The following is a 19,442-nucleotide window of genomic DNA, read 5'->3' on the forward strand; positions in this document are numbered from 1 at the left end:
CTCGTCAGTGAGCACTCCGTCCTCGGGTCCGATCCTTCCAGGAGACGTTGCAACCTGATTTGGCTCAAATTGGTGCGCACCGAGGGTCGGGCACATCGTAGGGTCGCAACAGTCACATGTGTCACTGCACCGGGCGACACCCGATGTCCCGGCTCTCAGCGACAGCTGTCTGACCTGTGGTTTTGTTCCCAAGTTGGTCGTGGCTGTGCGGGATTGGAGGTGGCGTGGGGGTCGCGTCGTATGGATTCTCCTCCTCGGTTCCGCGCGAAACGGCCGCAGGCGCAATGGTCACCAACTTGGCCGCGGTGGAGTCTAGCCTCACATTTTCCTGGTCGCCCCCGACAACCAGGAGGTCGCTGCAGAACGGGCGTTCCCTACCCACATCTACTATGAAGCGACAGCGGCGCCCCGCTGTGATGGCTGAGCATGACCGACAGAGGCGGGAAGACAGTGAAGCGAGCGCTCATCACCGGAATCACCGGCCAGGACGGCTCGTATCTCGCCGAACTGCTGCTGGCCAAGGGGTATGAGGTTCACGGGCTCATCCGGCGCGCTTCGACGTTCAACACCTCGCGGATCGATCACCTCTACGTCGACCCGCACCAACCGGGCGCGCGGCTGTTTCTGCACTATGGTGACCTGATCGACGGAACCCGGTTGGTGACCCTGCTGAGCACCATCGAACCCGACGAGGTGTACAACCTGGCGGCGCAGTCACACGTGCGGGTGAGCTTCGACGAACCCGTGCACACCGGTGACACCACCGGCATGGGATCCATGCGACTGCTGGAAGCCGTTCGGCTCTCTCGGGTGCACTGCCGCTTCTATCAGGCGTCCTCGTCGGAGATGTTCGGCGCCTCGCCGCCACCGCAGAACGAGCTGACGCCGTTCTACCCGCGGTCACCGTATGGCGCCGCCAAGGTCTATTCGTACTGGGCGACCCGCAATTATCGCGAAGCGTACGGATTGTTCGCCGTTAACGGCATCTTGTTCAATCACGAATCACCGCGGCGCGGTGAGACGTTCGTGACCCGAAAGATCACCAGGGCCGTGGCACGCATCAAGGCCGGTATCCAGTCCGAGGTCTATATGGGCAATCTGGATGCGGTCCGCGACTGGGGGTACGCGCCCGAATACGTCGAAGGCATGTGGCGGATGCTGCAGACCGACGAGCCCGACGACTTCGTTTTGGCGACCGGGCGCGGTTTCACCGTGCGTGAGTTCGCGCGGGCCGCGTTCGAGCATGCCGGTTTGGACTGGCAGCAGTACGTGAAATTCGACCAACGCTATCTGCGGCCCACCGAGGTGGATTCGCTGATCGGCGACGCGACCAAGGCTGCCGAATTGCTGGGCTGGAGGGCTTCGGTGCACACTGACGAGTTGGCTCGGATCATGGTCGACGCGGACATGGCGGCGCTGGAGTGCGAAGGCAAGCCGTGGATCGACAAGCCGATGATCGCCGGCCGGACATGAACGCGCACACCTCGGTCGGCCCGCTTGACCGCGCGGCCCGGGTCTACATCGCCGGGCATCGCGGCCTGGTCGGGTCCGCGCTGCTACGCACGTTTGCGGGCGCGGGGTTCACCAACCTGCTGGTGCGGTCACGCGCCGAGCTTGATCTGACGGATCGGGCCGCGACGTTCGACTTCGTTCTCGAGTCGAGGCCGCAGGTCGTCATCGACGCGGCGGCCCGGGTCGGCGGCATCCTGGCCAACGACACCTACCCGGCCGATTTCCTGTCGGAAAACCTCCAGATCCAGGTCAACCTGCTGGATGCCGCCGTGGCGGCGCGGGTGCCGCGGCTGCTGTTCCTGGGCTCGTCGTGCATCTACCCGAAACTCGCCCCGCAGCCGATCCCGGAGAGCGCGCTGCTCACCGGTCCGTTGGAGCCGACCAACGACGCGTACGCGATCGCCAAAATCGCCGGCATCCTTGCGGTCCAGGCGGTGCGCCGCCAACATGGCCTGCCGTGGATCTCGGCGATGCCCACCAACCTGTACGGGCCAGGCGACAACTTTTCGCCGTCCGGCTCGCATCTGCTGCCGGCACTCATCCGCCGCTATGACGAGGCCAAAGCCAGTGGCGCGCCCAACGTGACCAACTGGGGCACCGGCACGCCCCGACGGGAGTTGCTGCACGTCGACGACCTGGCGAGCGCATGCCTGTATCTGCTGGAACATTTCGACGGGCCGACCCATGTCAACGTGGGAACCGGCATCGACCACACCATCGGCGAGATCGCCGAGATGGTCGCCTCGGCGGTAGGCTATAGCGGCGAAACCCGCTGGGATCCAAGCAAACCGGACGGAACACCACGCAAACTGCTGGATGTTTCGGTGCTACGGGAGGCGGGATGGCGGCCTTCGATCGCGCTGCGCGACGGCATCGAGGCGACGGTGGCGTGGTATCGCGAGCACGCGGGAACGGTTCGGCAATGAGGCTGGCCCGTCGCGCTCGGAACATCTTGCGTCGCAACGGCATCGAGGTGTCGCGCTACTTTGCCGAACTGGACTGGGAACGCAATTTCTTGCGCCAACTGCAATCGCATCGGGTCAGTGCCGTGCTCGATGTCGGGGCCAATTCGGGGCAGTACGCCAGGGGTCTGCGCGGCGCGGGCTTCGCGGGCCGCATCGTCTCGTTCGAGCCGCTGCCCGGGCCCTTTGCCGTCTTGCAGCGCAGCGCCTCCACGGACCCGTTGTGGGAATGCCGGCGCTGTGCGCTGGGCGATGTCGATGGAACCATCTCGATCAACGTCGCCGGCAACGAGGGCGCCAGCAGTTCCGTCTTGCCGATGTTGAAACGACATCAGGACGCCTTTCCACCAGCCAACTACGTGGGCGCCCAACGGGTGCCGATACATCGACTCGATTCCGTGGCTGCAGACGTTCTGCGGCCCAACGATATTGCGTTCTTGAAGATCGACGTTCAAGGATTCGAGAAGCAGGTGATCGCGGGTGGCGATTCAACGGTGCACGACCGATGCGTCGGCATGCAGCTCGAGCTGTCTTTCCAGCCGTTGTACGAGGGTGGCATGCTCATCCGCGAGGCGCTCGATCTCGTGGATTCGTTGGGCTTTACGCTCTCGGGATTGCAACCCGGTTTCACCGACCCCCGCAACGGTCGAATGCTGCAGGCCGATGGCATCTTCTTCCGGGGCAGCGATTGACGCGCCGGCGCGTCAATCTATTTCGACATTCGCGTGAAGACGTTTTCCCAGAATCGACTGTTGTAGGCGTAGAACTCCCGGCCGCGTAGGTAGGCATGTGATATTCGCCTTCCCCCGAACGGGTAGCGGCGATGAAGGTCGCCCATGCGGCGCAGATCACCGAAGACCGCGCTTGGTTCCCGGTGCGAGCCGACGCCCGTGGTGTCGAACTCGCACAGCACACACCGAATCGTGACCGGCTCGCATACCAGCGCGGCCCGCAATATGAATTCCTGGTCGGCGGCGATCCCGAAATCAAGGTCGTAGCCACCGATCTTGGCCACCAGCGATGATCCGAAGAACGATGCTTGATGCGGAACAACCTGCTTGCCGGCCAGGAATTTGCGCAGGCTGAAAGGTATCGGGCCGCGCACCCGATCGAGCCCGACGAGACGATCCATCCCGAAGCCCCACAATTCGGACACCGGTCCCTTGCCGGATAGCGCCTCCACGGCCTGGGCTACCACGTCGGGCCCGGAAAAACGATCGGCGGAGTGCAAGAACCACAACAGATCACCCGATGCGTGCGCGATGCCCTGGTTCATCGCGTCGTACCGCCCGCCGTCGGGCTCGGACTGCCAATACGCGAAGCCTGGTTCACACCCGGACAGGTATGCCACCACGTCGTCGCCGCTGCCACCGTCGATTACGATGTGCTCGATGCGTCCCCGGTAGCGTTGCGCCCGCACACTTTTCACCGTGCGCTGCAACCCGTCGAGGTCGTTGAACGAGATCGTTATCACCGAGACGGTCGGAGCAGACGTCACCGAGTTCCCCTAGGTTGCTGGCGGCGATTGTGGATCACCGGGTCTTGATACCGATGAAGGTGCCTCGAAGATTCGCCGCATAGGAACCTCCGAGCAACGACTCGGCGATGCTTGGTTCCAAGTTGTCGTACTCCTCCATCACCAGGTCGACGCCGACGTCTTTGATGGCCTGAAGTAGGTGCTCGCGTTGAATCCAGAATGACCGGCGATTGTCCCAGGACGCCCATTTTGCGGTGTCGCGCTGGCCAAACGAGCGGTCGTCGGAAAACTCGGTAAACCACCTACCGGGAAGTCCCTCATGTTCGGTGGGCGCCGAGAGCATGAACTTCACCGGCGCCGGCCGCCGCAGCAACCGATCGGTCAATTGTCGTGCCGTCGTGGGCAACCGGAGCCATTTATCGCTCCGGTTGATGATCGAGAAGTGCGTCTGGAGAATCAGCAGCTTGTTCGTTACCGACGAGAGGGTTTCCAGGTATTGCTTCGGATTCTCCAGGTGGTAGAAGAGGCCGCAGCAGAAGACGGTATCGAAGAGCCCGTGGTTGGCGATGTTGAGGGCGTTGTCGTGGACGAACCGGAGATTCGGCAGGTTGGTCTTCGATTTGATGTAGTTGCAGGCCGCCATGTTCAGCTCGCGAACCTCGATCCCGAGGACCTGAAATCCCATGCGCGCGAACCCGACCGCGTACCCGCCTTCCAAGCAGCCGACATCGGCCAGGCGTAGGTGGCTCTTGTCCCCGGGAAAGACGGTTTCCAGAATCCCGCGCGCCGAGATGAACCAGGACGATTCGTCTAACGTGCGCGAGGACTCCGGTATCGTCAAGGTTCCGTCGTCGAGGCGAACGTTGTGGGCGGTGAATTGTACCGCGCCGGCCGAATGTTCCTGTGCCATCACTTGGTTAGCCCCTTCGGCTGGTCCTGGGTTTGTCGACATGGTCAGGCTCGACAGCCGCGTCGGAGCCGGGAGGGCCACACATCCACGAGCCCCCTGCGGCTCGGCGTCGCGGCGGCGAGCTTGCGCCACTGGGTCTTGAGCCGCCGCGCGGGTGTCGCCCCGCGGTGCTGCAGCGCCAGCATGGCGATCCGGGGATGGCGCGCGATGGTTTCCTGCAGCGCGGCGCGCCCCTCCGGGCCTGGAACGTTGGCGATCTGGCGAAGGATCCAGTCGGCCATGACGGCGATGAGCTCCTCGCGCGCGGGGTCTCCCGGGAACAGGTCGAGCATCGCGTCAAACGTCGCCGCATGCCCCGGACCCTGCGTCAACCAGAACTTTGGCGGGTCCACCACCTGGTTGTGCCACATGCCTTGGGCGTGGCGGCGATACACGGCCATGGTGTCGGGCAACATGGCGATGTCGCCATGCACCGCGTGCCGGACGTGCAGATACCAGTCCAGGGGCATGACGTCGGCAGGAATGTCGTCGTAGCGCTCGAGGCGACGGTACACGGCCGAGTTGGTCTGGATGAAGTTCATCAAGATCAACGCATCCAGGCTCAAGTTGCCCCGCACCCGAACCGGGGGGAACTTCGAGTCCTTGGCATGGCCGTCCTCCCATATCACTCGGACGGGATGGAAGCACACCGTCGTCTTGGGGTGCCGGTCGAGGAATGCGACCTGTTTGCTTAGCTTCAGCGGATCGATCCAGTAGTCGTCCGCCTCGCACAACGCGACGTACTCGCCGCGAGCGGCCGACAGGGCGCCGGTCAGGTTCCCATTGAGGCCGAGGTTTTCGGTCCTGAAGATCGGCCGGAACACGTGCGGGTACCGCTCGGCGTACTCACGGATGATCGCCGGGGTGGCATCGGTCGACGCGTCGTCGGCGACGATGATCTCCACCGGGAAGTCGGTTTGCTGGTCGAGAAAGCTGTCGAAGGCCTGACGGGCGTAGCCCGCCTGGTTGTGAGTGGTCGAGACGATGCTCACCTTGGGGCAAAGCTGGGGACTCACCGTCGGCCCTTTTCCTGCGCGGCCGCAAGGGTATTGCGATGGCGAACGTGAATCGCCTGTGCCCGCCGGCCGTCGGCCGTCGTGGCCTGGTGGTCGGCGGACGTACGGCACACGCTGGCGAAGTATAGCGAGGGTGCACTGACGTTGGGCTCGAACCGCGTGGCGCGCGGTGTGGGCGCACCGTCTCGAGTCGGTGCTGGTTGGCTCGCGGCCTACAACGGCGCTCTCCGCGGCGCGGGCGTACCGGATATCTTAGCTGGTCAATAGCCATTTTTCAGCAATTTCTCAGTAACGCTACGGGGCGCGCCGTGCCGTAGTAGCGTCCCCACTGATGTGGACGATGGTGCTCCTTTTGGGGTTGGGGATGGCGATTGACCCGGCGCGTCTGGGACTCGCGGTCGTCATGCTGTCGCGGCGTCGGCCCATGCTGAATCTGTTCGCCTTCTGGGTGGGCGGCATGGTGGCGGGTGTCGGCATCGCGCTAGCCGTGCTGGTGTTCATGCGCGATGTCGCCTTGGCGGCCATACAAGGCGTGGTGTCCGCGGCCAACGAGTTCAGGGAAGCGGTCGGGATCCTGGCGGGTGGGCGTCTGCACATCGTCATCGGTGTCATCATGCTGCTGTTGGCCGCGCGCATGGTGGCTCGCGCGCGGGCGCAGGTAGGGGTACCGGTAGGGCCAGTGGGGGTAGCCGACGGTGGAATGTCGGCCCTGGCGCTAGCGCAGCGCCCCCCGGGTCTTGTTGCGCGGCTGGAAGTGCGTACTCAACAGATGCTGCAGGGCGACGTTGTGTGGCCGGCGTTCGTGGTGGGCGTCGCCTCGTCCGCACCGCCCTTCGAGAGTGTGGTGGCGTTGACGGTCATCATGGCATCGGGAGCCGAGATCGGCACTCAGCTCGGCGCATTTGTCGTGTTCACCCTCCTGGTGCTTGCGGTCATCGAGATTCCGTTGGTCGCCTACCTGGCGATACCGCAGCAAACCCAGCAGGTTATGCTGCGGTTTCAGGATTGGGTACGGTCCAATCGTCGGCAGATCTCCCTCACCATCCTGATAGGGGTCGGGTTCCTCTTTTTGTACCAGGGCGTGACTAGTCTCTGAGTCGCCATGTGGTGCCTGGTGATGCATCAAGCGTGGTATCGGTGAACCCGGCGAAACCGCTTATCTCGGTGTGCATCCCGATGTACAACAACGGCGCCACCATCGAGCGCTGTCTGCGTAGCATCCTCGAACAGGAGGGCGTCGAGTTCGAGATCGTGGTCGTTGACGACGACTCGTCCGACGACTGCGCCGCGATCGCCGCAACGATGCTGCGACCCGGAGACCGCTTGCTGCGAAATGAGCCTCGCCTCGGCCTCAACCGAAACCACAACAAATGTCTGGAAGTCGCGCGCGGCGGACTTATTCAGTTCGTACATGGTGATGATCGGCTGCTCCCCGGAGCCCTGCAGACACTCAGCCGACGTTTTGAGGATCCCAGTGTCGGAATGGCTTTCGCCCCCCGACGGGTGGAGAGCGACGACATCAAGTGGCAACAACGGTACGGCAGGGTCCATACCCGTTTCCGCAAGCTGCGCGACCGCAACCACGGGCCGTCGCTGGTCTTGCAGATGGTATTGCACGGCGCGAAGGAAAATTGGATCGGCGAACCGACCGCCGTGATGTTTCGGCGGCAATTGGCGCTGGACGCCGGTGGTTTTCGCACCGATATCTACCAGCTCGTCGATGTGGACTTCTGGCTTCGGTTGATGCTGAGGTCGGCGGTCTGCTTCGTTCCGCACGAGCTCTCGGTGCGCCGTCACACGGCGGCGACGGAGACCACACGGGTGATGGCGACTCGGCGCAACGTGCTGGACCGACAGCGCATTCTCACCTGGTTGATCGTGGACCCGTTGTCGCCCAACAGCGTTCGCAGCGCCGCGGCGCTGTGGTGGATACCCGCATGGCTGGCCATGATCGTGGAGGTGGCCGTGCTCGGACCGCAGCGGCGGACGCACTTGAAGGCTTTGGCGCCGGCCCCATTCCGCGAGTTCGCCCACGCCCGGCGTCAACTGCCGATGGCTGACTAGCAGTCGCACTCTGCCTGGCCGTCGTCGGAGCCACAGACAATTCCAACCCATTTGGCCTGGCGGCCAAGATGACATTTTTACAAGGTAAGGCTAGCCTTAAGCGTCCGCGTATCCAGGACCTCGGGTCTGTTGCGTTGTGGTTGCCTCGCATGCGACGGAGTGCTCTGCGCCAACGGCCCAGGTCGTCCGAGAAGGCCAGCCTTGACCTGTACAGCTGTGGCGACCCGAACGTTGCACAGCTTGGCGACGAATGCCGAGTTGGTCGAGTCGGCCGATCTGACCGTCACCGAGGATATTTGCTCGCGAATCGTGTCGCTGCCAGTTCACGACCACATGGCCATTGCCGACGTTGCGCGGGTCGTTGCGCCGTTCGGGGAAGGGTTAGCGCGCGGTGGTTGACCCGACAGCGACGGATTCGCCCAAGGTGAGTATCGTCTCGATCTCCTACAACCAAGAGGAGTACATTCGCGAGGCCCTGGACGGCTTCGCCGCCCAGAGGACCGAGTTCCCCGTCGAGGTGATCATCGCTGACGATGCCTCCACGGACGCCACCCCGAGGATCATAGGAGAGTACGCCGCCCGCTATCCGCAGCTGTTTCGGCCGATCCTGCGGCAGACCAACATCGGTGTCCACGCCAATTTCAAGGATGTGCTGTCCGCCGCTCGTGGCGAGTACCTCGCACTGTGCGAAGGCGACGATTACTGGACCGATCCGCTGAAGCTGTCCAAGCAGGTAAAGTACCTGGACCGGCATCCGGAGACGACGGTGTGTTTTCATCCTGTGCGAGTGATCTATGAGGATGGCGCAAAAGACTCCGAGTTCCCGCCGCTCAGCTGGCGCCGCGACCTGAGCGTCGATGCCCTGCTCGCGCGGAACTTCATCCAAACCAACTCGGTCGTGTACCGCCGTCAGCCGAGCTACGACGACATCCCGGCCAACGTCATGCCGATAGATTGGTACTTGCATGTGCGGCATGCGGTGGGCGGCGAGATCGCCATGTTGCCCGAGACGATGGCGGTCTACCGTCGCCACGCTCACGGTATTTGGCATTCCGCGTACACTGACCGCCGAAAGTTTTGGGAGACACGAGGCCATGGGATGGCCGCGACGCTCGAGGCGATGCTCGACCTAGTTCACGGCCACCGCGAGCGCGAGGCGATCGTCGGTGAGGTGTCCGCCTGGGTGCTTCGCGAGATCGGAAAGACACCCGGCCGACAGGGTCGCGCCCTGCTTCTGAAGTCCATCGCGGACCATCCGCGGATGACGATGCTGTCGCTACAACACCGGTGGGCGCAAACGCCCTGGCGGCGGTTCAAGCGCCGGCTGTCCACCGAGTTATCGAGCTTGGCGGCGCTTGCGTACGCCACCCGACGGCGCGCACTCGAAGGTCGGGACGGCGGTTATCGCGAAACCACTTCTCCGCCGACCGGTAGGGGACGTAACGTCCGCGGATCACATGCCTAGATCTTGATAGATCGCCCGTCTGGCCTCTATGGATGGAGCATGCGGGATCGGACCGGTTGCCGCCGACTCGACGACCGAAAGAGCCATCAAATAGCCTTGCGGCCCATCTTTGAGATCTGTCAACCCGCCGGTCCTGATGTCCTCCAGGCTCTGGTCGGGATGAGCTAGTGCGGTTCCCGAACTCGGCATCTTCGTCAGTCCTGGAGAGAAACAACACCAGCGAAGGTAGTGTGATGTCCGTGGTCGAATCCTCTCTTCCTGGTGTGCTGCGTGAACGCGCCAGTTTTCAGCCCAACGACAAAGCGCTCACCTTTATCGATTACGAGCGGTCCTGGGATGGTGTTGAAGAAACTCTGACGTGGTCGCAGTTATATCGGCGAACGCTTAACCTCGCCGCACAGCTAAGAGAACATGGGTCGACCGGCGATCGGGCATTAATTCTGGCGCCACAAAGCCTCGACTATGTCGTTAGCTTTATTGCCTCGCTGCAGGCCGGAATTGTCGCGGTTCCGCTTTCGATTCCCCAGGGTGGTGCCCACGACGAGCGCACCGTTTCCGTGTTCGCCGATACCGCACCGGCGATCGTTCTCACGGCGTCCTCGGTCGTCGACAATGTCGTCGAATACGTCCAGCCGCAGCCCGGCCAAAACGCACCGGCGGTGATCGAAGTCGATCGGCTGGATCTTGATGCTCGGCCGAGCTCCGGTTCTCGTTCTGCCGCTCACGGCCATCCGGATATCTTGTACTTGCAGTACACCTCGGGTTCCACGCGCACGCCGGCCGGTGTCATGGTCTCGAATAAGAATCTTTTCGCCAATTTCGAACAAATTATGACCAGTTACTACGGCGTCTATGGCAAGGTCGCCCCGCCAGGCTCCACCGTGGTGTCGTGGTTGCCGTTCTATCACGACATGGGTTTCGTCTTGGGACTGATATTGCCGATTCTGGCTGGCATCCCCGCCGTGCTGACCAGCCCGATCGGTTTCCTGCAGCGCCCGGCTCGCTGGATACAGATGTTGGCAAGCAACACTCTTGCGTTTACCGCCGCGCCGAACTTCGCATTCGATCTGGCGTCTCGTAAGACCAAAGACGAGGACATGGAGGGCCTCGATCTCGGTGGCGTACACGGCATCCTCAACGGCAGCGAACGGGTGCAGCCGGTGACGCTGAAGCGCTTCATCGACCGGTTCGCCCCGTTCAATCTTGACCCCAAGGCGATACGTCCGTCGTACGGAATGGCAGAGGCCACGGTATATGTGGCCACCCGCAAGGCGGGTCAACCGCCAAAGATAGTGCAATTCGATCCCCAGAAGCTGCCGGACGGCCAAGCTGAGCGGACCGAAAGCGACGGCGGCACACCGCTGGTCAGCTACGGCATCGTCGACACCCAGCTGGTGCGCATCGTCGACCCGGACACCGGCATCGAGCGCCCCGCGGGAACGATCGGTGAGATTTGGGTGCACGGCGACAACGTCGCCATCGGCTATTGGCAGAAACCCGAGGCGACCGAACGCACCTTTAGCGCAACGATCGTCAATCCCTCCGAAGGCACACCCGCAGGACCATGGCTGCGGACGGGAGATTCGGGTTTCCTCTCCGAGGGTGAGCTGTTCATCATGGGGCGCATCAAGGACCTCTTGATCGTGTACGGGCGCAACCACTCTCCCGACGATATCGAGGCGACGATTCAGACGATCAGTCCGGGCCGCTGTGCGGCGATCGCTGTTTCCGAGCATGGTGCTGAGAAGCTGGTTGCCATTATTGAACTCAAGAAGAAGGACGAGTCCGACGACGAGGCGGCGGAACGACTGGGTTTCGTGAAACGCGAAGTGACCTCGGCAATCTCGAAGTCGCACGGGTTGAGCGTGGCGGATCTTGTGCTCGTCTCCCCGGGCTCAATCCCAATCACCACCAGCGGCAAGATCCGGCGAGCACAGTGTGTGGAGCTGTACCGTCAGGACGAGTTCACTCGCCTGGACGCATAGCACCCACAGGCGAGGCTCCCGCAATGGGGCGCAATGGGGATCGTCACACCAGTAGCACCAGCCCCTGGAGGGGCAACAGGGGAAAACTGAGTTGAGCGCCAACCGTGCGCACTGAGGCTCAGGTGCTCAGCTTCGCGTCGGGCTTTGACCCCGCGTGACCGACTGCGGGTTCGCCGATAGACGTGTCATCCCAACGGTCGTAGCTCGGTAGGCCGGCAAGACCGAACAGCGGCAGCGAGTGGCCGAGTAGATGGTCGACGGGTTCTTTACCGATGTGGGCGCCGTCGCCGTTGGGTTTCGACACGCCATCCACGACATCGTAGGCCGGCATGGCGGCATAGCCGAACAGCGGAAGCGAATGTCTGCGCAGGTGGTCGATCAGGTACTCCCCGTTGCCTTCGGCTAGGTCAGCGGGCTTGCCGTTGGGAACCGACTTGGTTGCCGCCTTGCTTGCGTGCCCGTTGGTGTTGCGGACGACCTTGGTGTGGGGCGGCTTGGGCGCCGGGATCGGGGCCTTGCGTCGGTGGCCTTTCACCCGCCGCAGCCACCGATCGGCTTTGGTCGGCGGCGTGGATGGGTCGCGTCCCAGCTCGGACGGCCACCAGTTTGCCCGGCCAATCATCGTGGTCAAGGCCGGCACCGTGACCGTGCGGACCAGGAAGGTGTCCAGCACGATCCCGATGCCGATGGTGAAACCGGCCTGAGCCATCGTGTTGATGCTCGCGCCCACCAGACCGAACATCGACGCGGCGAAGATGAGACCCGCCGAGGTGATAACACCACCGGTGGAGCCCACGGTTCGGATGACGCCGATGCGTATACCGTGTGGTGATTCGTCGCGGATGCGTGAAATGAGCAGCATGTTGTAGTCAGCGCCGATGGCAACCAATAATATGAAGGACAGTCCCGGCAGGCTCCAATGCATTTCCTGGCCCAGTATCAATTGGAAAACGAGAGTTCCTATGCCTAGGGCCGACAAGTAAGAAATCAGCACCGAGCCTATCAGATATATCGGAGCCACAAGTGCGCGCAGCAGAATGACGAGAATCAAGAATACGATAACGATCGTCGCAATGACGATGAATTTCATATCGCTGTTGTAGTAGTCGCGGATATCCCGCAGCGCAGTCGGAACCCCCGCCAGACCTATCGTGGCATCCTCGAGTTCGGTATTCGGTCGCGCGGAATCCGCAACACGGAGGATATCGTTGACCTGATCCATCGCCTCGGTGGTGGCCGGATTCAGCGCGCTCTGCACGAAGTACCGCGCCGCATGACCATCGGCCGACAGGAAAATCTGGGCGCCCTTCTTGAACTCGTCCCTCGAAAAAATCTGCGGTGGAATGTTGAAGCCCGCCATTGACGGCTTGTCCGCATCCCGCTTGATCCCCAACAGGAAGTCGGCGGCCTCGTTGAGCCCTGAGCCCATCTTTTTGACCTGATCGACCAATTCCTGCACGCCTGCCGCCAGCGCTGCGCTGCCGTCGGCGAGAGCGTTGGCTCCTTGCTGCATTTGAGCCAATTTGGTGGGTAGGCCGTCGACCGCTTTGAGGGTGCTGACGACTTGCTTCAGTTGCCCGTCCAGTGTGCTCACCGTCCGGGCGAGTGTCTGGTATTCCTGCGTCTGTTGCAGGGTGACGGCTAGCGCTCTGATGGACCTGAGCAGGCCGTCGTCCTGCGCCTGGACAATCGCCGCCAACTGTGCGCGCGACGTCCGACAGGCGGGATCGCTGTTACACACCGGGCTGGAGTTGAGGGCGTTGACCATAGGGCTGGCCCAAGTGGCGATTTGTTCGGCATCGGTGACGGTCCCGCTCAGATTGTCCCCCAGAGCCCGCATGCGCCCGACATATTGGGACGCATTTTCCAGTTGTCGGATGGTCTTGTCGCCGCCCATCAGGTCCATCATGGCCTGCAGGGTGTTGACTATCCCGCTCGAGCTGGCCACGGCCCCATTGATTTCGTTGCGTATTTGGGCGAGGGCGTCGGCCAACTGGTGCGCACCGCCGGTCAGCTGGTCCAGCTCGCCTCCGTGCTCTTCGAGCAGGGTGGTCGCTTCGTCGAGCTTGCCGCCCACTTCACCAGCCTGAAACGAGACCTTGGTCTCCTTCAGAGGTTCCCCGTTCGGTCGGGTCAAGCCCCGCACCATCACGATGTTGGGCAATTCTGCTATCTCGCGGGACATCATCTCGATGTCGGCAAGCGCGCCGGGTGTCCGCAGGTCTCGGGGGGATTTGATGAACAGCACCATCGGAGTCATCGCGTTCATCGGGAAATGGCGGTTCATCGCCTCGTATCCTTTGACGCTTTCGACGTGCTGCGGCACCGTCTTGAGATCGTCGTAGTTGAATCGGATCAGCAGCGTGCAGCCGGCCAGGGCGACCAGCACAATGAGACTGCCGACCAGGTGGATGGTGGACCGACGCACGATGCGAACACCCGAACGCCGCCACATTCGACTGGTCAGGTCGCGTCGCGGCTTGATCCAGCCCCGCCGTCCGGTGAGTGTCAGGATGGCGGGCAGCAGGGTGACCGCACCCAGCAGCGACACCGTGATGGCAACCGCAATTGCCGGGCCCACCGCCGAAAACACTTCCAGTTTGGTGAACACCATCGCCAGAAATGTGACGGCGACGGTGGCCGCCGATGCGGTGATCACCTTGCCGATGGACATCAACGCCTTCTTGACCGCCATGTCCGATTTTTCGCCGTGGCGCACATAGTCGTGATAGCGACTTATCAGAAAGACGGCGTAATCGGTTCCCGCCCCGATCATGACCGCGCTCATAAAGACGATCGCCTGCATGTTCACGGCCAGGCCGAACTCGGCGAGCCCGGACAACGTGCCCTGCGCAGTGACCACCGACGCTCCGATGGTGGCCAGCGGCACCAGCATGGTCACCAGGTTCCGATAGACGAGGATCAGGATGATCAGCACGCTGACCGCGGTGCCGATCTCGATGATCCGCACATCTTTCTCGCCGAGCTCCGTCAGGTCGGCGACCGTGGCGATCGGACCGCTGAGGTGGACGGTCAGGCTGGTTCCCGCGACTGTTTGCTTGACGATCGCGGCGACGCGTTTGAACGCCGCTTGTGTCTCAGGCGACGCGGCATCGCCCGCGAACGTGATGGGCAGGTTCCAAGCCTTGTTGTCCTTGCTGGCCAACAGCTCCTTCATTTCGGGGACGGCGAGAAAATCCTGAACCGATATTTTGTCCTGCGTGTCCGCCCGCAGGTTTTCGATCAGTTTTCGGTAGACGGCCTCGTCGGCGGGTCCCAGCCCGTTCTCGTTGGTCAAGAGGACCAAAAGGAGGGCGGAGGTCTCAATTTTTTCCTGGAAAGCCGCGCTCATCTCCTTTTGCAGGACCATCGATGGGGCCCCGGGCGGCAGGGGAGCTTGCTCGCGCTTTGCGGCTTGCGCCTGCAGCGTTGGGAGCAACAGCGTCAGCGCGGCCGCCACCGCGATCCAGCACCCAATGACGATCAGCGGCCATCGCACCACGAAGTTGCCGATACGGTCGAACAGTCCCCCGGCTTTGGCCTCGTCATGCCTTGCCACCCGATAACCGTACAAGCCTGGCAATCGGTGGCGTGGGGAAATGACGATAACCGCATTAACCGTGACGTTGCCGTTACTTTGGCGGCGTTTGACCACTGCGGGCGTCAAATACGCAGATCAGGGGCATTTCGTGGGATCGGCTGGCGTGCCCGCAGCCGACGCTGGCGGGCGGGATGCGGCGTCCGAACAGATAGCTCGCTGGACTCAAACTTGCACGGTCGTGCTGGTTTGCGGTCACGGTCCGGCAAAGTGGGCATTTCGGTCCTGGTGCACCTCGCGGTCGTGCGACACTCTCCCCGTGGCTCTTAGGTATCGCCTGCAGTCCAATCCGTTGGTCGGCAAGCTCACGACCAAGTACTTCTTGCCGCTTGGCACTCGCCAGGTCGGCGATCACGTGGTGTTTTTCAACTTCGGCTACGAGGAGGATCCGCCGATGGCGTTGCCGCTGTCGGAGTCCGACGAGCCCAATCGGTATTGCATCCAGCTCTACCACCAGACGGCCAGTCAGGTGGACCTCACCGGCAAGGAGGTGCTAGAGGTCAGTTGTGGCGCCGGTGGCGGGGCCTCCTACATCGCCCGCAACCTAGGTCCGGCCTCCTACACGGGGCTGGACTTGAATCCGGCCAGCATCGACCTCTGCCGGGCAAAGCACCGGCTGCCCGGCCTGCAGTTCGTGCAGGGCGACGCGCAGAACCTGCCTTTCCCCGACGAATCCTTCGATGCGGTGGTCAATGTCGAAGCCTCGCACCAGTACCCCGACTTTCGCGGCTTCTTGGCCGAAGTGGCGCGCGTGCTTCGCCCGGGCGGACACTTCCTCTACACCGATTCCCGTCGAAATCCCGTCGTCGCCGAATGGGAGGCGGCGTTGGCCGATGCTCCGCTGCGCACGATTTCGCAGCGGGACATCGGCGCGCAGGCCAAGCGTGGGTTGGATGCGAACACGGCGCGTTCGCAAGAGGCCATCGGCCGCCGCGCACCCGTATTGCTGGCCGGCTTGACCCGCTGTGCGGTGCGTGTGCTGGACTGGGATCTACGTCGCGGCGGCGGGTTCAGCTATCGGATCTACTTGTTCGCCAAGGATTGATTCGGCGAGACCACACCCATGAAAAACTCATGAAATTTGTCGTGGCCAGCTATGGGACTCGCGGCGACATCGAGCCCTGCGCAGCGGTCGGCCTGGAGCTGCAGCGGCGCGGCCATGATGTGTGCCTTGCCGTGCCGCCCAACCTGATTGGTTTCGTGGAAACGGCCGGGCTGTCTGCTGTCGCATACGGAAGCAGGGACTCTCAGGAGCAGCTCGACGAGCAGTTCCTGCACAACGCGTGGAAACTTCAGAACCCCATCAAGCTGCTGCGTGAAGCGATGGCGCCCGTCACCGAGGGCTGGGCGGAGCTGAGCGCGATGTTGACGCCGGTGGCCGCCGGGGCCGACCTGCTGTTGACCGGTCAGATCTACCAGGAGGTGGTCGCCAACGTCGCCGAGCACCACGGCATTCCGTTGGCCGCGCTGCATTTTTATCCGGTGCGAGCCAATGGCGAGATCGCCTTTCCCGCGCGGCTGCCGGCGCCACTGGTCCGCTCCACCATCACGGCCATCGACTGGCTGTATTGGCGCATGACGAAAGGTGTTGAGGACGCGCAGCGGCGTGAACTGGGCCTGCCGAAGGCGTCAACTCCCGCGCCGCGGCGAATGGCCGTACGCGGGTCGCTGGAGATCCAAGCCTACGACGCGCTTTGCTTCCCGGGGCTGGCAGCGGAATGGGGCGGCCGACGCCCGTTCGTCGGCGCGTTGACGATGGAATCGGCGACCGACGCGGACGACGAGGTCGCTTCATGGATCGCTGCCGATACACCGCCGATTTATTTCGGCTTTGGCAGCATGCCGATCGGATCCCTGGCCGACCGGGTCGCCATGATCAGTGCGGCCTGCGCGGAGTTGGGCGAGCGCGCGTTGATTTGCTCGGGACCCAGCGATGCGACCGGAATCCCGCAGTTCGATCACGTGAAGGTGGTGCGTGTGGTCAGCCACGCGGCGGTCTTTCCCACCTGCCGTGCGGTCGTCCACCATGGCGGCGCGGGCACCACCGCCGCCGGTCTTCGAGCCGGTATCCCCACCTTGATTCTGTGGGTCACCTCCGACCAGCCGATCTGGGCTGCTCAGATCAAACAGCTGAAAGTAGGCCGGGGGAGACGCTTTTCAAGCGCCACCAAAGAATCGCTGATTGCCGACCTTCGAACGATACTTGCGCCGGACTATGTCACCCGAGCGCGGGAGATCGCGTCTCGGATGACCAAACCCGCCGCCAGCGTCACGGCCACCGCCGATCTGCTCGAAGATGCAGCCCGCCGTGCGCGCTAAGCGAGGGTGGCGCTTCGGCGAATGGCCTTCGGCGCGAGGATGATCGTTGTACGCTCCGCTTGTGTCCCTGATGATTACGGTGCCGGTGTTTGGGCAGCACGAATACACCCACGCACTCGTGGCCGACCTGGAACGTGAGGGCGCCGACTATCTCATCGTCGACAACCGCGGTGATTATCCTAGGATCGGCACCGAGCGAGTGAGCACACCGGGAGAGAACCTAGGCTGGGCCGGGGGGAGCGAGCTCGGTTTCCGACTTGCGTTCGCGGAGGGTTACTCCCACGCAATGACGCTCAACAACGACACCCGGGTCTCGAAGGGATTTGTTGCCGCGTTGCTCGACTCGCGGCTACCGGCCGACGCCGGAATGGTCGGGCCGATGTTTGACGTGGGTTTTCCCTTCGCGGTAGCTGACGAGAAACCAGACGCCGAAAGCTATGTTCCGCGAGCGCGATACCGGAAGGTGCCCGCAGTCGAGGGAACGGCGCTGGTGATGTCGCGGGATTGCTGGGATGCGGTCGGCGGCATGGACCTGTCCACGTTCGGGCGCTACGGATGGGGGCTCGACCTGGATCTCGCGTTACGGGCTCGAAAGTCCGGGTATGGCCTGTACACAACCGAGATGGCCTACATCAACCATTTCGGGCGCAAGACCGCCAATACGCACTTCGGTGGGCACCGGTATCACTGGGGTGCAAGTGCGGCCATGATCCGGGGATTGCGTCGAACGCATGGCTGGCCCGCCGCTATGGGTATCTTGCGGGAGATGGGGATGGCCCATCATCGTAAGTGGCACAAGTCATTTCCGCTCACCTGCCCGGCGAGCTGCTAGGCGTGCTCCCAGGCGTTTGGCGTGCCGTCGCCTCCAGCAGGTCCGCGGCCGCGGTGACGGCGGCTGTCGGCCGGGTCATCCGTGTCGAGATCTCACGTGCCCGCGCGGCGCATTCCGGCGCCAGGATCGATCGTAGCTCCTTGAGCAATGACCCGCGGGTGATGTTCGTAAAGCGTTTGGCAGAGCCGACTTTGAGTCGTTGGACGGCACCGGCCCAGATCGGTTGATCGGCCACGTCCCAGAGAATCAGCGTGGGCATTCCCGCTCGCAGGCCGGCGGCGGTGGTACCGGCGCCACCGTGGTGGACGACCGCGCGGCACTTGGGAAGGATGGTCGAATAGTTGACCAGGCCGACACGTTTCACGTGGTCGGCATGACGAATGCGGGTGGAGTTGGCTGCCGGAGAATAGATCAGGGCTCGCTCGCCGAGCTGTGCGCAGACATCGGAGATCATGGCGAGCGTTTGGACGGGCGTTTGGACGGGCGTGCTGCCGAAGCCGAAGTAGATGGGTGGTGTTCCGGCGGCGATCCACGACTCGAGTTCTTCGTTGGGTTCGCTGTGTAACTCCATGGTCAGCGGGCCGACAAACGGGCGGCGGTCGCTCCATTCGGCCGCCAGTCCGGGGAAAAAAACCGGGTCGTAGGCTTGGATTTCGGGCGCTCCGCGTTCCGCCAGCCGACGCACCGCCGGCGCCGGTGCTGGCGGTAGGCCCAGTTCACGTCGTTGCGCGCGATCGGCATCCTTGCTGACGTACGCATACAGCCGCCATGAGACCTTCATCGTCGCGCGCACCAGAGTCGCCGGCGTCGGTATCGACGGGATCGCGATTTGGCCGTTGACCTGCATCGGAAAGTGATGCAGTGCCGCAGCCGGAATGTCGTAGTACTCGGCGACGTTGGCTGCCACACCATGATATGTCTGGCCCGTCATCACCAGGTCGGCGCCGTCGGCCAACGTGGTCAACGTCGTGCCCATCTCCGCCCAGCCTTCGACGAATAGTTCCTTGACGGCGCGGGCGAGGTTGAGCGGATTCTGGGCTCTGGTGAGGTTGCGGACGAATGCCGCGACCGTGTTGATCTGTTCGTCCGAGTCCGGGCCGTAGGCGACGCCGGTCAGACCTGCCGACTCGACGAACTCGATCAGGTTGGGCGGCACTGCCATATGAACTGCGTGGCCTCGCCGCCGCAGCTCCACGCCAACCGCGGCGCAAGGTTCGACATCACCGCGGGTTCCGTGGACCGCCAAGACAAACTTCATCAGCG

Annotated in this window: 16 protein-coding genes; 11 read left to right on the forward strand and 5 right to left on the reverse strand. The window is 63.1% G+C overall.

Features of this window, described 5'->3' with window-relative positions; translation table 11 throughout:
• The first annotated feature begins 450 nt into the window (after positions 1-450).
• The 3 genes from gmdA to Rv1513 are packed head-to-tail and all read left to right on the forward strand — an operon-like array spanning position 451 to position 3,166.
• Complete coding sequence (gmdA, locus tag Rv1511) at positions 451-1,473, forward strand: GDP-D-mannose dehydratase GmdA (protein ID NP_216027.1); 1,023 nt, start codon at positions 451-453, stop codon at positions 1,471-1,473.
• The gene (gene epiA / locus Rv1512; RefSeq protein NP_216028.1) at positions 1,470-2,438 is read left to right on the forward strand and encodes a nucleotide-sugar epimerase EpiA; all 969 of its coding nucleotides are present in this window, start codon (positions 1,470-1,472) and stop codon (positions 2,436-2,438) included. The genes gmdA and epiA overlap by 4 nt, the downstream gene beginning before the upstream one ends.
• Entirely contained in the window at positions 2,435-3,166 is a 732-nt protein-coding gene (locus Rv1513; RefSeq protein ID NP_216029.1) for a hypothetical protein, read from the forward strand. Before epiA ends, Rv1513 begins: the two co-directional genes overlap by 4 nt.
• A 17-nt stretch (positions 3,167-3,183) precedes the next feature.
• Here Rv1513 and Rv1514c read toward each other — a convergent pair whose 3' ends face one another.
• The 3 genes from Rv1514c to Rv1516c are packed head-to-tail and all read right to left on the reverse strand — an operon-like array spanning position 3,184 to position 5,916.
• Positions 3,184-3,972 (reverse strand): glycosyltransferase, encoded by a 789-nt coding sequence (locus tag Rv1514c; protein NP_216030.1) that lies wholly within the window; start codon positions 3,970-3,972, stop codon positions 3,184-3,186.
• A gap of 34 nt (positions 3,973-4,006) precedes the next feature.
• Positions 4,007-4,903 carry a hypothetical protein gene (locus tag Rv1515c; RefSeq protein NP_216031.1) on the reverse strand — a complete coding sequence of 299 codons (897 nt, stop codon included), beginning with the start codon at positions 4,901-4,903 and terminating at the stop codon, positions 4,007-4,009.
• A gap of 2 nt (positions 4,904-4,905) precedes the next feature.
• Positions 4,906-5,916 carry a sugar transferase gene (locus Rv1516c; RefSeq protein ID NP_216032.2) on the reverse strand — a complete coding sequence of 337 codons (1,011 nt, stop codon included), beginning with the start codon at positions 5,914-5,916 and terminating at the stop codon, positions 4,906-4,908.
• A gap of 331 nt (positions 5,917-6,247) precedes the next feature.
• Between Rv1516c and Rv1517 the strand changes: the two genes are divergently transcribed.
• The 5 genes from Rv1517 (at position 6,248) to fadD25 (ending at position 11,430) form a co-directional block, all read left to right on the forward strand.
• A complete protein-coding gene (locus tag Rv1517) occupies positions 6,248-7,012 on the forward strand; it encodes a hypothetical protein (RefSeq protein ID NP_216033.1) in 765 nt (254 codons plus the stop codon).
• Positions 7,013-7,020: 8 nt separating this feature from the next.
• The gene (locus tag Rv1518; RefSeq protein ID NP_216034.1) at positions 7,021-7,980 is read left to right on the forward strand and encodes a hypothetical protein; all 960 of its coding nucleotides are present in this window, start codon (positions 7,021-7,023) and stop codon (positions 7,978-7,980) included.
• A 129-nt stretch (positions 7,981-8,109) separates the two neighbouring features.
• Entirely contained in the window at positions 8,110-8,379 is a 270-nt protein-coding gene (locus tag Rv1519; protein NP_216035.1) for a hypothetical protein, read from the forward strand.
• Between the two features lie 25 nt (positions 8,380-8,404).
• Positions 8,405-9,445, forward strand: a complete 1,041-nt coding sequence (locus Rv1520; protein ID NP_216036.3) for a sugar transferase — start codon at positions 8,405-8,407, stop codon at positions 9,443-9,445.
• Between the two features lie 233 nt (positions 9,446-9,678).
• Positions 9,679-11,430, forward strand: coding sequence for a fatty-acid--CoA ligase FadD25 (fadD25, locus tag Rv1521; RefSeq protein NP_216037.1), 1,752 nt, complete (start codon positions 9,679-9,681; stop codon positions 11,428-11,430).
• A gap of 118 nt (positions 11,431-11,548) precedes the next feature.
• On the opposite strand, the gene mmpL12 is transcribed toward fadD25, so the two are convergent.
• Complete coding sequence (gene mmpL12, locus Rv1522c) at positions 11,549-14,989, reverse strand: transmembrane transport protein MmpL12 (protein ID NP_216038.1); 3,441 nt, start codon at positions 14,987-14,989, stop codon at positions 11,549-11,551.
• A 40-nt stretch (positions 14,990-15,029) separates the two neighbouring features.
• Between mmpL12 and Rv1523 the strand changes: the two genes are divergently transcribed.
• Genes Rv1523 through wbbL2 form a run of 3 tightly spaced genes read left to right on the forward strand, consistent with a single transcriptional unit; the run spans position 15,030 to position 18,179 of the window.
• Positions 15,030-16,073: a methyltransferase gene (locus Rv1523; RefSeq protein ID NP_216039.1), complete on the forward strand. Its 1,044-nt coding sequence runs from the start codon at positions 15,030-15,032 to the stop codon at positions 16,071-16,073.
• A 29-nt stretch (positions 16,074-16,102) separates the two neighbouring features.
• The gene (locus Rv1524) at positions 16,103-17,347 is read left to right on the forward strand and encodes a glycosyltransferase (RefSeq protein NP_216040.1); all 1,245 of its coding nucleotides are present in this window, start codon (positions 16,103-16,105) and stop codon (positions 17,345-17,347) included.
• 46 nt (positions 17,348-17,393) lie between these two features.
• Positions 17,394-18,179, forward strand: a complete 786-nt coding sequence (gene wbbL2 / locus Rv1525) for a rhamnosyl transferase WbbL (protein NP_216041.1) — start codon at positions 17,394-17,396, stop codon at positions 18,177-18,179.
• Here the strand turns inward: wbbL2 and Rv1526c are convergent.
• Positions 18,157-19,437, reverse strand: coding sequence for a glycosyltransferase (locus Rv1526c; protein ID NP_216042.1), 1,281 nt, complete (start codon positions 19,435-19,437; stop codon positions 18,157-18,159). The two genes, wbbL2 and Rv1526c, sit on opposite strands and share 23 nt — an antisense overlap.
• Positions 19,438-19,442: the final 5 nt, after the last annotated feature.

The sequence above is a fragment of the Mycobacterium tuberculosis H37Rv genome, assembly GCF_000195955.2.
GTDB classification, from domain to species: Bacteria; Actinomycetota; Actinomycetes; order Mycobacteriales; family Mycobacteriaceae; genus Mycobacterium; species Mycobacterium tuberculosis.